An 11909-nucleotide genomic window follows, 5' to 3' on the forward strand; every position below is an offset into this window, starting at 1 on the left:
CTCAGATCCACGAGGGGGTTCTAACATCCTCCCGACTCCCGAAAACAGAAAAAGGGGAAAGCCGTGTCGAGTTCTGGTTCGATTCTGGGAAATTCTGTCGTCCGCCTCGAGGACCCGGGGCTGTTGACCGGCGCGGAGCGCTACTACGACGACTTCACTCCCGAGGGCACCGCCTACGTCACCTTTGTGCGCTCGCCGGTGGCCCACGCCGCCATCGAGTCGGTGGATGCGAGCGGGGCCGAGGCTTCCGATGGCGTGCTGGCGGTGTACACCGGTGAGAACATAGGCCTGCCCGCGGTTGCCGGATTTCCCATGCTCCCGGTGTTCGAGCGCCCGCAGATCGCCGCCGACCGGGTGCTGTTCGTGGGCGACATCGTGGCCGCGGTGGTGACCGAGACCCGAGAGCAGGGAATGGACGCCGCTGAGGCGGTGCTGGTGGACTACGACCCGTTGCCGGCCAATGCCGACCCGGCCAAGGCCTTGAGCGAGGGCATCGAGGTGCTCTGGCCCCAGAACGAGGGCGGCAACCTGGCATTCCACACCGAGCTCGGCGATGACGACGGCTTGGCCGAGGCCGCCCACGTGTCCGAGGTGACGATGGAGAGCCAGCGACTGGCCGCAGTGCCCATGGAGCCCAACGGGATCCTGGTGGAGCCCGGCACCCCCGAGGGCGGCATGACCGTGACCTTTCCCAGCCAATCCCCCATCGGCCTCAAGGGAGGGTTCGCCGGACTGTTCGGCCTCGACGGCGACAGCGTGCGGCTGATCGCCCCGGCGGTGGGCGGTGGCTTCGGGGCCAAGACCGGCCTGTATCCCGAGTACCTGGTAGCAGCCAAGGCCGCCTTGGATCTGGGCCGCCCGGTGAAGTGGACCGAGTCGCGCTCCGAGGACATGGTGTCGTTGGTGCAGGGCCGAGGCCACATCCTCACCGCCAAGATGGGATTCGACGCAGATGGCCGCATCACCGGCTTGAACCTGCATTGTCTGGCCGACTCCGGGGCCTACCCGGCCATCGGCGGCTTCTTGCCCGTGCTAACCCAGACCATGTCTCAGGGGGTTTATCAGATTCCCAAGGTCAAATTCTCCGGCGATTCGGTGGTGACCAACACCACCCAGATCGCGGCGTACCGGGGGGCGGGCCGTCCTGAGGCCACCCAGATACTGGAGCGAGTGCTCGACGTGGGGGCCGACGAATTGGGTATCGACCCGGCTGAGATCCGGCGGCGCAACTTCATCGGGTCCGACCAGTTTCCCTATGCCACCGTCACCGGTGCGAATTACGACTCCGGCGAATACGAGAAAGCGCTGGACGCCGCTCTCGAAGCCTCTGGCTATAGCGATCTGCGGGCCGAACAGGCCGCCCGGCGAGAATCGGGCGACTCCAAGCTGCTGGGGATCGGCGTTTCGGCCTACGTTGAGATCACTGCCCCGCTGGGGCTTCACACCGAGTATGGCCGGGTGGACGTGCTGAGCGACGGCACCGCCGAGATCCGGGTGGGCACCAGCGCCCACGGCCAGGGCCACGAGACCGCTTTCTCCATGATCGTCAGCGATCTGTTGGGCGTGCCCATGGAAAGCATCAAGCTCATCCAGTCGGACACCGCCGAGATTCCCCGAGGCGCGGGCACGTTGGGATCGCGCTCGCTTCAGACCGCGGGCAGCGCGGTGTACAAGGCCAGCGAAGAGGTGCTGGCCCAGGCCAAGGAACTGGCCGCCCAGCAGTTGGAGGCCAGCGCCGATGACATCGTGGTGGGCGAGGGTGGCCTGCATGTGGCCGGTGTGCCCGTTCAGGCCGCGTCGTGGGCCGATCTGGCCTCCTCCGCCGAGGGCGGGGTAATCAACCACGAGCTTGACTTCGACCAGGGCGGGGCCAGCTTCCCGTTCGGGGCCCACGTGGCCGTGGTCGAGGTGGACACTGAGACCGGCCGGGTGGAGCTGCTCCGCCACGTGGCGGTGGACGACTGCGGCACCATCTTGAACCCGCTGCTGGTGGCCGGCCAGCAGCATGGCGGCGTGGCCCAGGGTGCGGCCCAGGCCCTGTTCGAGTGGGTGCAATACGACGAGGACGCCAACCCCCGCACCTCCAACCTCACCGACTACCTCATGCCCTCAGCAGCCGAGCTGCCCTCATTCGAGGTGAGCAACACCGAGACAGCCAGCCCGCTGAACCCGCTGGGGGCCAAGGGCATCGGCGAATCGGGCACCATCGGCTCGACCCCCGCCATCCACAACGCGGTGGTCGACGCCGTATCCCATTTGGGCGTGGCCCACATCGACATGCCCACCACCCCCGAGCGCATCTGGGAAGCGCTAGCCGCGGTCTAGCCCGCCTCCAGCCTCAGGCTGGTGTCAGTCGAAGTCCAGGCCCAACAAGATTGATTCGACCAAACCGAGCAACTGGGCCCAAGGCTGGTGTCAGTCGAAGTCCAGGCCCAGCAGTTTGATGGCGTTGCCGCGGGCGATCTTGTAGACCGACTCGGGATCGAGGTGGCCGAACAGGCGGGTGGCCACCTCTTGGGTGTTGGGCCAGGTGCCATCAGCGTGGGGGTAGTCGGTTTCGAAGGTGATGTTGTCGACGCCCACTCGGTCGAGCAGGTCGATGCCCACGCTGTCTTTGAAGAAGCAGCCGTACACCTGGCGGTAGTAGTAGAACGATGGCCGCTCGGGAATATTGCGGCGGGCCTGGCTCCAGCCCTGGTGGGTCACCCACACGTCGTCGGCCCGTTCTAGGGCGTAGGGGATCCACCCGATCTGGGCCTCGGCGTACATGAGCTTGAGGTCGGGGTAGCGGTGCAGCACCCCGGAGAACAGGAAGTCGACCATCGAGGCCGCGCTGTTGCAGAAGATGAGCGAGGCGGTCACCGCGTCGGGGGCGTCGTCCGCGGTGGAAACCGTGCGGGTGCCCGACCCGATGTGCATGCACACCACCGTGGCGGTCTCGGCGCAGGCGGCGAAGAACGGGTCCCAGTAGCCCGAGTGGATGCTGGGCAGCCCCAGCCAGGTGGGCAGCTCGCTGAACGCCACCGCCCGCACCCCCCGCTCGGCGTTGCGGCGAATCTCAGCGGCGGCCAACTCGGCGTCCCACAGCGGTACCAGGCAAAGCGGGATCAGCCGCCCTCCGGAGTCGCCGCACCACTCCTCGACCATCCAGTCGTTGTAGGCCTGCACGCACAAAAGCGAGAGCTCTTTGTCTTTTCGCTCGTTGAAAAGCTGGCCGCAGAACCGGGGGTAGTTGGGGAAGCACAGCGAGGCGTCGGTGTGGTTCGCCTCCATATCGGCGATGCGGGCTTCCGGCTGCCAGCAGCCGGGGCGCATCTCGTTGTAGGTGATGCCGTCGGTGGACAGCTCGTCATAGGCATAGCCGGCCGCGGCGATGAGCCGCTTCACCGAGTAGGTGTGGTCCTCATACAGCCACCAGGCCACGTTGCGCCCCTCGGTGCCGGGGCGCTCCAGGTATGTGCCGCCGTCGAGCACCACCTCGCCCTGGGGCAGGTACTCGATGCGGGGGCCGATGTCGCGGTACTTGGCCGGGAGCCGGCTCGACCACAGGTGTGGAGGCTCCACCACATGGTCGTCCACGCTGATGATGCGGGGCATCTCGGTAACGGTCACGCTGGGGCCTCGGACATCTCGGGGGCGCCCACGGCGGCCAGCACCCGGTCGACGAACTCGGGGACCAGCACATCAAGCTGGGTCTTGTTGAATGCCTGGCGGTGGATCACCTCGGCGCCCTTGTAGCCCAAAAGGTCGGCTATCTGGTCGATGCAGTTGCCCGGATACCACTTATAGGTGGCGAAGGCGGCCACCGGCTTGTGGTGCAGCGACGGCAGCGTCATCAGCTTGGCCGTGCCCCCCGGCCGGTGGCCGAACAGCACCAGCCCGTCCACCCAGGTCCCCACCGCCAACAGATCGGCCTCCGCAATCTCGGTGAGCTTCAATCCGTGTACGGGCCGCACCGCCACCTCGTAGCCAGCCCGCCGCAGCTCCCCGCCGATCATCTCCGCCGCCCGCCGGGTGTTCCCCGTGCGGCTCTCAAAGATCACCACTGCCTTCATCGCTGGAACCTCACGGCTTGACTTCTAGCATTTGCGCTGCCCAAGTGCCACGATAGTGGGATGGTCGAGGCTGCAAATCGCCAGTATGACATGGATTCTCTCGCTTCAGAGGCGAGAGCGTTGGAGGCTGACGTTGTGGACCGGGCCGAGATGTTTACTGTCGAGGAACTGATGGAGAGCCTGCGGGTACCGGCTTAGCCCAAGAAGTCTGATCCAGTAGTGGCCCCTGCTTGAGGTCTAGCGGTTCAGCCAGTCATCTCTCGTATAGCCAGCCTGCTTGAGCAGTCGCAGCAGAAAAGGGCCAGCGATCTCACTGTCACTGGGGATGACCTGCCTATGGGATCCCTTGATCATGAACTCGTGGTTGCCGCCAGGCCGAGGTCCGATCCAGCCTCGTTGTGCCAAGAACTTGATGAGTTGGCGGCGAGTGGCTGGAGGGACCCGCTGGCTCATGCAGGGGCAGCGACTACGCCGTTATGAAATGAGGGGATAGGTTGCCCGAGTTGCTGGCCGAGTTCAACCCACCCGACGAGCACCTGTCGGAGTTCGCTGCGGGCTTCGTCGGGTGTGGCACCAAAGGCGGATGCGCCCTTGCATTCTGGGTTTTCGGCCCACCATCCGACGAGGACTCCGTTCTCATCTCGGACTTCTTCGGTGGACGCCCCTGCAAGTGCAGCATCCAACCAGCACTCAATAGGAAGCTGGGCCGGAGGCTGTCCCATGTCCTCACTATAACGCCGGCAGTCGGCCTTCGGCCTTCCCCTGACGGTTCGAAAGTGCCACGATAGGAGGATGGGCAAGTACGGGTATTACGTGATCGACTCCGACGGGCATGGGGGCGAGCCGCCGCAGTGGCGCCACGGGATCAGTGCCGAGTGGCGACCGAAGATGGTGGAGTACGTGGCCAAGATGAAGGAGATCTACGGCGACCTTCCGGGGGCCGGATCGCCGGTACACACCGAGGACCAGCAGAACTACGGCGAGTACGCCGCCGGCGAGCTCGATTTCGAGACGCCGCTTCAGCGGGAGGGCATGGCTGTGCCCGGTCCCCGGATGACCGACATGGACCTAGAGGGCATCGACGTGACCATCATGTTCCCGCCGGGATCAGGGGAAGAGTGGGCGCTGAGCGATCCCGGTTTTTCCGCCGAACTGTGCCGGCTTCTCAACGACGCCCGGGCCACCTACGCGGCCTACGACCCCACCCGCCTCAAGCTGGTGGCCAAGCTGCCCCTGATCGATCCGGAGCGGGCCGCCGCCGAGCTGGATCGGTGCTTCACCCAGTACCCCGACCTGTTCGTGGGCATGGTGACCGCCCAGCATGTGCTGGACCGCAACCTGAATCACCCGGCCCTCGACGCGGTGTGGGAGGTAGCCGACCACCACGGGGCCGCGGTGTGCGTACACGGCGGGGGCCAGGCCCCCGACCAGGTGCCTATCGTATTGGATCGCTACGACACCCGACTGGAGAAGCACGCTGTCACCCACCCGTTCGGGGCCATGTTGGCCACGATGAACTTCACGGTGGGTGGCCTCCTGCACAAGTTCCCCAACTTGCGGTTGGGCATCATGGAGGCCGGGTGCGGCTGGCTGCCGTTCTGGCTGGAGCGCCTGGACGAGGAGTACGAGTTGATGCCCGACCAGGCTCCTATATTGGACCGCAGGCCGTCGGAGTACTTTCTATCGGGGCGGTGTTTCGTGGGCGTGGAGTCCACCGAGTCGGCCCTGCCCTACGTGATGGACCAGGTGGGCGAAGACATCTTGTGCTATTCCTCGGACTACTGCCACTGGGACTGCGACTTCCCCCACTCGGTGAAGCTGCTGGTTGAGCGCGACGATCTCAGCGACGACCGCAAGCGCAAGATCCTGACGGACAACCCCGCCCGTTTATTCGGCATCCCGGTTCCGGGCTGATGAGGCGGTAGTGCATGCGCTCCCTTGATGGGATGTCAGGTATCGAGACGTTGTAATTTCTTGCCCGTGCGAAAGATGCTGAAACCTCAATCCTTCAAAGCCCTCGTCTTGGTGGTCGCCGTTGTCGCGGCACTGTTGTCGCCGGCTGCGTCGGCTCAGACCCGAAGCGATGTTGAGGCTAGGGATCAACTTATCGCCGATCAGGGAAACCTGTTGAATGCCTACCGGTGCCTGTTCGCAATGGACACAGCCCAGGTGCCGGGGGGATGCCCGTCTCCCGATGTCATTTTGCCCGACCCTGCTCCTGAGGACCCCACCCAGCAAGACATCGACGAGCGCGAAGGGCTGATCCAGAGCCAAGAAACCATGTTGAACGTCTACCGATGCCGGTTCGATGTTGACATGCAACTGGTTCCCGGCGGATGTCTGGATCGGGAGCGGGCAACTGCCGAAGTCCGTCCTCAAGACGACGGATCACTGCTCGTCTACAGCGATATTGTGATCGAGGCCACCCCGGAGCAGGTGTGGGAGGTGCTCACCGATTTCGAAGCGATGCCCGACTGGAGCAGCTCGCTGCAAGGAGTTGTCGGCGACTTGAGCGATGGCGGTCAGGCCACGGCGATCTTCCTGTCGGAGGGGGAGCTTTCCGAGTTTCCCCACATCCTCACCTGGGAGGAGGGCCGCTCATTCAGCTGGTCTGACGAGCTTTTATTTGCTCCCGGCATCGTTGACCACCACCAATACATTGTGGATCGTACCGACGGGGTGGCGACTCTGTTCGTGCAGACCGACCAACTCACCGGCGACAACGCCACCTTCCCGGCCGGGGTGCTCGCCGGCTTCCTCCAAGGCCTATACGCCCAGTTCAACCAGGAACTGAAGGCCGAGGTAGAACGCCGCTTCTGACCGCCGCAACCGCCGCCAAGCCCCGCAGACCTCTTGTGTTACCGCTGGGAATGCTGCCACTGGGACTGCGAATTTCCCCACACCGGGCCGCGTCCGTTCAAGCTCGACGACGGGATCATCGCTGCTCCCATCTGCACCCTCTGGGCATAGTGGGCACGCTGGAGCCCATATCGTCTTCCGTGGCTACATTCGGTAGTTCTTCTGAGCTCTCTCAATGAGATTCCTGAGCAACTCTCTATGTTCCGAGAGGTCTTCTGACCGGATGATTGGCCTGTATCCGGATCTATTCGAATAGTCCAACGTATTGAGGCCGGATTCTTCGATCAGGTTGGTGACTTCATCAGATTGAGAGATGGTGGGGAAGTAAAGGTTCACCTGTTTCTTGCGAGGAGCCATTTTCACATAGTTCGTGGCAATCCCATTCTTGTGCAGGCCGATGTAGTGCTTGCGGTATCCGAGTTCAACGCCAGGGTCCAGTTCACTGACCAGTTCGTAAATCCGATCGACGAGAGAGAGCATCTCTGATGAAGACCGTCCGATCCAGTACGGCCGGTCAGTCGGCTCCCCAGCGTCCTCTTCGTCGGTTCCCAGCGTCGCATGGTCGAGGATTTTCGTGAATACAAGGGTCATCTCCTCATCGGAAATCCGTATTGCGCTCAGATGGATGGCGATAATGGGTATGAAGCCGTTGAAGAGGCTGATGACGTTGAAGAATCTGCTTGTGATGTCCTCGGCCACGAGGACGGCGATGTGTTCGTACTGGGGATAGCGGCGTCGTTCGGAGTCCCAATATTCGATGGTTCGGATGATGTGAGTTTCATCTGTCGCGCCAAGCTGAAGCTCCACTTCGTAGCGGGTTGTGCCGTCAGGGTCGGCAAGCAGAAGGTCAAGTCGTCCGGAGCGAGGCTGCTGCCGCTCAATGTCCCTGACAAAGAGTTCTCCCAAACCAAGCCGGGAAGGGTCTTCAACAATCTGCCGTTGGAGCCATTTCTCATTCAGCGTTGGATGGCCCTTCAGGTCAATCCGGGTGTGTGGCCTGTAGCGCAGCCCACCCTTCGCTTCCCATTCCATGAGTGAGCAGGGTATCGGATAGCTGTGACCCAGCGCCTTAGTCGGTGCGGGGGCCGAACCAGTCGGGGAGGTCTAGTGGGGGGTGGGGGAGTTCGGTGATGCCGCGCTCTTCGAGGATGGAGGCGTACTCGGTTTTGTCGGCGGGGGCGGGGCGGGAGTCGCCGAAGTAGATCTCCAGGATCTCGGCGCCCTGGTCGCCCACCTTGATGGGACCGAAGGTGGCCAGGTGGGGGAGCTTGATGAGGGATCCGACCAGGCACAGCTCCTCGTCGAAGGTGACCTCCCCGTCGATGACGAAGATGAAGTGGTCGCTGTTGTGGCCGTGGCGCTCGAGCACCAGGCCGGGGTCGTAGCGGGTGTGGTACACGGCCCGCTCCTGGGTCAGCTCCATCAGCTTCAGCCACACCGACACCCGGCGGCCGTCGGCGTGCTGCTGGCTCTTCACCTCGGCGAAGTCCATGTCTTCGGCGTGGATGTAGGACACCTGGGGCTTGGGTTCGGTCATCGCAGTGCTCCTTTGAGGGCTGTCACCGGAACATCTTCAGCGCCCGGCTGTCCGAGGTGTCCTCGGGACGCTCGTCGGCCGCTTCCTCGATGGGGTTCAGCTCATCGGGAGGGGTGAGGGCCAGGCTCACCGGTGCGTCCAGCTCGATGGGGTCGTGCAGGCCCAATTCGTCGCCCATGTCTCGCAGCGCGGGCAGCACCTCGGTGCCCATCAGCTCGATGCACCGCAGGGAGTCGTCGTGGCTGACCCCTCCGTCGTTGCCCCACAGCATGAGGATCGACGGGCGGCACGTTTCCAACACCACCCGCAGCTCGCGGATCACCTCATCCGGGGTGCCGGCCACGATCTCCCGGGCGGCCAACTGCTGCTCGAACGGGGCGGCCCGAGAGCCCCGCACCTCGGCGTTGGCCATCTTGGCGTAATCCAGGCGCCGGGCCGACGACCCGTAGCCCGACGGGCTCACCCAGTAGGGGTGGCCGATGCCGGTGAACTCTCCCTGCATCCACATGAACTCCCGGGCGTTGTCCCGTGCCTTGTCGCCGTCTTCTTGCACGTGGACCCGCAGCAGATAGCCCCGGTTCTCCGGTCCCGGCTCGTAGCCCACGGCCCGAGCAGCCTGGTCGTAGATCTGCCACAGGTCGCCGGTGAGGTGCAGAGGGGTGTTGAGCGAGATGTAGGGGTAGCGGTGCTGGGCCGCCCAGCGGATGGTCTCGGCGCTGAACACGCCGGGCACCCAGATGCGGGGGTGGGGCTTTTGCAGCACCCGGGCCCAGGGGTTGACCACCCGGTACTGGAAGTGCTCGCCCTCCCAGGAGAACGGGCCGTCGTCGGTCATGGTCTTGACCAGCAGGTCGTGGGCCTCGTTGAACCGCTCCCGGTTGTAGGCCGGGTTGGCGTTGAGGCACACCGATTCCTGCCCCGCGCCCCGCACGATGCCCGAGATGAGCCGGCCCTTGGAGATCATGTCGATCATGGCGATCTCCTCGGCGAACATCAGCGGGCTGTCGTAGGTGGGCAGCGGGTTGCCGAGCTGCACGATCTTGGCCCGGTCGGTGATGGCGGCCAGGATGCTCGACATCACGGTGATGCGGGCCTGCATGCAGAACGGGGCGTTGTGGTGCTCGTTCACCATGATCCCGTCGAAGCCCACCTGCTCGGCCAGCTTGTACTCCTCGATGCGCTCATTGAATAGACGGCTGCCCTCCACCGGGTCGTAGTACTTGTTGGAGAACATCACCGAGGTGAAGCCCTCCTTCAAGCCCTCATCGGCCGGATAGGCGCTCATGGGCTGCTCGGTGAAATACGACAGGAACATCAGCTATTTCCTCTGGTGATGATGGCGGTGAGCGATTCGGGGGCTTCGAGGTCGACGGCGTGGCCGCAGTCTGGGACGATCTCCAGGCGGGCGTCGGGCAGGGCTTCGGCGTAGGCGTGGGCGCACTCCAATGGCACCACCGCGTCGCTGTCGCCCCACACCACCACAGCGGGGACGGTGACACCGCCCAGCAGGGGCCGCAGACGGCGGTTGTACATGTAGGGCTTCCACGCCACCCGGGTGGTCATCTCCCGGTTCATGTCCCAAGTGACCAGGGTGTCGTCGCCCAGGGGGTGCTCGTCGGGGTCGTCACCGTTGCTGTGGAAGATGGCCTCGTAGACGTCTTGGCTTGAGAAGGCGTCCCGCACATAGTTGGAGTGCGACACCAAGAACTGATCGTAGATACGCCCCTGCTCAGGCAGCAGCCCGGCCGCCCCCACCAGCACGAGCCGCTTGAGCAGCTCCGGGGCCATGGTGCCCAGCTCAGCCGCCACCCACCCCCCGAACCCGCACCCCACCAGCTCAACCGGACCAAAGCCTTTGGCCCGCAGCCACTGTCCCACAATTAGGGCCAAGTCCCGAGGGTGTCGAGCCCAATCGGGTTGCTCCGACCCCTCTGGCCCGCCATAGCCCGGCAAGTCCAGCGCATGAATGGTGTAGTGGGCCGCCAGGGCCTCGTGGACGGGCATCCATCCCGGGTTCCCAAACGAATGGTGCAACATCACCAACGGTTCCCCCGACCCCCCAACAAACTCCCGCATCCCCAACCCAGCCACATTGGTCGTCACGGTTTGCATCGCCAAGACGCTATACCGCCTCCAACGTCGGGCGCAGGCTGGGGCCTGGCTCAGCCGCCGGGGTTGGCGGGGAGGTGGTCGAAGGTTCCGGTGGGGCGGGTGCGGGCGTATTCGGTGACTATGGGGTGGAGTTGGGCGGGGCTGGCGCCGTGGAGGATGACGCCGTCGCAGCCTAAGTCGAACTGGCCGCGGATCTTGGCCACGCATTGGGCGGGGGTGCCGGTGGCGGCGGGGGCGAGCCACTCTTCGGGGATGAGGGTGGCGATGTGCTGGAGTTGCTCGGTGGTGGCCACTTGGTCTATGGCGCCTTGGAAGTTGGCCACCAACTCGTCGGCTAGGAATCGCTCCAGCGCGGCTTGGTCCCAGTTGTTGGTGCGGGCCATGAGCTCGGGGTAGCCCTGGAGGTAGGTGGCCATGCGGCCCACCGTCTTCTTGAGCCTCACGTCTTCGGGGAGGTGGTCGCCGATGGTGGCGAAGCACGACCACACCTTCACCGAAGCCGGGTCGCGTCCGGCCTCTTCGGCGGCCCGTTTGACGTCTCCCACTACTCGGGCGGTGGTCTCGTCGGTGAAGAACGTGTGCAGCACTACCGCGTCGAAGCAGCGTCCGCCCAGGGCCAGGGAGTTGGGGCCGAAGGCGGTGAGGGCCATGGGGATGTGCTCGCTGCTGGCGCCCATGAGGGTAAGCACGGGGTAGTCGCCTATCGGACCCTTGTGGTTGAAGATGGCCTCGCCCTGCCACAGGCGGCGCATGACGCCCACGAAGTCCTCCATCTGGGCGGTGGTGATGGGGGGCAGTCCGAACGCCTGGGACAGACGGTCGACGCCCCGACCGAGACCGAGGCAGAAGCGCCCGCCGGTGAGCTTGTGCATGGTCATGGCGTAGGCCGCGGTCACCACCGGATGGCGGGTGTGGTGGTTGGTGGCCGCGGTGGCGATGCCCATGGTCTCGGCTGCTACCCCGACCGCACCTGACAGAGTGGCTGCTTCTTTGATGTTGAATCGCTCGCTGATGAACACGTTGCCGATGCCCAGTTCCTCGGCTTGGCGCACCTCGTCGATCAGCTCCCGAGGCGACTCCGGCGCCCCCGCCAAGGTGTAGAAACCGAGCTCGTTCATCTGGGGCATGGGGTCTCCTCGTCGTTCTTCGGGCCGGCTGGAGATTAGGCCAATCCACGGCCTGAAGACGTTGCCGGAAACTGTCACCGGGGGTTCATAGGATGGCGGGCCTATGGAGATTGCTCTTCTTGTTGTTGTCTTGGTCTTCGTGGTCGCCCAGGCCATTGTCGTTAGGCGGGGGCGCCTTGGCGGGGGTGGCGTTCAGTCTGGCGACGCAAGTGAACTCAG

Annotated in this window: 12 protein-coding genes; 3 read left to right on the forward strand and 9 right to left on the reverse strand. The window is 64.5% G+C overall.

Annotated elements, in window-relative coordinates; all coding sequences use genetic code 11:
* Positions 1-63: 63 nt before the first annotated feature.
* Entirely contained in the window at positions 64-2325 is a 2262-nt protein-coding gene (locus ACOGXA_RS00455; protein ID WP_419925334.1) for a xanthine dehydrogenase family protein molybdopterin-binding subunit, read from the forward strand.
* A 90-nt stretch (positions 2326-2415) separates the two neighbouring features.
* Here the strand turns inward: ACOGXA_RS00455 and ACOGXA_RS00460 are convergent, their stop codons facing one another.
* The 4 genes from ACOGXA_RS00460 to ACOGXA_RS00475 form a co-directional block, all read right to left on the reverse strand.
* Positions 2416-3597 (reverse strand): amidohydrolase family protein, encoded by a 1182-nt coding sequence (locus ACOGXA_RS00460; protein WP_419927016.1) that lies wholly within the window; start codon positions 3595-3597, stop codon positions 2416-2418.
* 11 nt (positions 3598-3608) lie between these two features.
* Positions 3609-4055, reverse strand: coding sequence for a flavodoxin family protein (locus tag ACOGXA_RS00465; protein WP_419925335.1), 447 nt, complete (start codon positions 4053-4055; stop codon positions 3609-3611).
* A gap of 237 nt (positions 4056-4292) precedes the next feature.
* Complete coding sequence (locus tag ACOGXA_RS00470; RefSeq protein WP_419925336.1) at positions 4293-4508, reverse strand: type II toxin-antitoxin system HicA family toxin; 216 nt, start codon at positions 4506-4508, stop codon at positions 4293-4295.
* The gene (locus ACOGXA_RS00475) at positions 4505-4777 is read right to left on the reverse strand and encodes a type II toxin-antitoxin system HicB family antitoxin (protein ID WP_419925337.1); all 273 of its coding nucleotides are present in this window, start codon (positions 4775-4777) and stop codon (positions 4505-4507) included. Before ACOGXA_RS00475 ends, ACOGXA_RS00470 begins: the two co-directional genes overlap by 4 nt.
* A 70-nt stretch (positions 4778-4847) precedes the next feature.
* On the opposite strand from ACOGXA_RS00475, the gene ACOGXA_RS00480 reads away from it, so the two are divergent.
* Both ACOGXA_RS00480 and ACOGXA_RS00485 read left to right on the forward strand, forming a co-directional pair.
* A complete protein-coding gene (locus ACOGXA_RS00480) occupies positions 4848-5969 on the forward strand; it encodes an amidohydrolase family protein (protein ID WP_419925338.1) in 1122 nt (373 codons plus the stop codon).
* A gap of 75 nt (positions 5970-6044) precedes the next feature.
* Positions 6045-6875 carry an SRPBCC family protein gene (locus ACOGXA_RS00485; RefSeq protein ID WP_419927017.1) on the forward strand — a complete coding sequence of 277 codons (831 nt, stop codon included), beginning with the start codon at positions 6045-6047 and terminating at the stop codon, positions 6873-6875.
* Between the two features lie 183 nt (positions 6876-7058).
* Here ACOGXA_RS00485 and ACOGXA_RS00490 read toward each other — a convergent pair whose 3' ends face one another.
* From ACOGXA_RS00490 to ACOGXA_RS00510, 5 genes are read right to left on the reverse strand one after another with little or no spacing between them, the layout of a single operon-like run.
* Positions 7059-7946, reverse strand: coding sequence for a hypothetical protein (locus tag ACOGXA_RS00490; RefSeq protein ID WP_419925339.1), 888 nt, complete (start codon positions 7944-7946; stop codon positions 7059-7061).
* A 37-nt stretch (positions 7947-7983) separates the two neighbouring features.
* Positions 7984-8451 (reverse strand): hypothetical protein, encoded by a 468-nt coding sequence (locus ACOGXA_RS00495; protein ID WP_419925340.1) that lies wholly within the window; start codon positions 8449-8451, stop codon positions 7984-7986.
* 22 nt (positions 8452-8473) lie between these two features.
* Positions 8474-9766 (reverse strand): LLM class flavin-dependent oxidoreductase, encoded by a 1293-nt coding sequence (locus ACOGXA_RS00500; protein WP_419925341.1) that lies wholly within the window; start codon positions 9764-9766, stop codon positions 8474-8476.
* Positions 9766-10563 (reverse strand): alpha/beta fold hydrolase, encoded by a 798-nt coding sequence (locus tag ACOGXA_RS00505; protein ID WP_419925342.1) that lies wholly within the window; start codon positions 10561-10563, stop codon positions 9766-9768. The genes ACOGXA_RS00500 and ACOGXA_RS00505 overlap by 1 nt, the downstream gene beginning before the upstream one ends.
* A gap of 50 nt (positions 10564-10613) precedes the next feature.
* Positions 10614-11681 (reverse strand): TIGR03857 family LLM class F420-dependent oxidoreductase, encoded by a 1068-nt coding sequence (locus ACOGXA_RS00510; protein ID WP_419925343.1) that lies wholly within the window; start codon positions 11679-11681, stop codon positions 10614-10616.
* Between the last annotated feature and the right edge of the window lie 228 nt (positions 11682-11909).

The sequence above is a fragment of the Candidatus Poriferisocius sp. genome (assembly GCF_965208475.1).
Lineage (GTDB): Bacteria > Actinomycetota > Acidimicrobiia > Acidimicrobiales > Bin134 > Poriferisocius.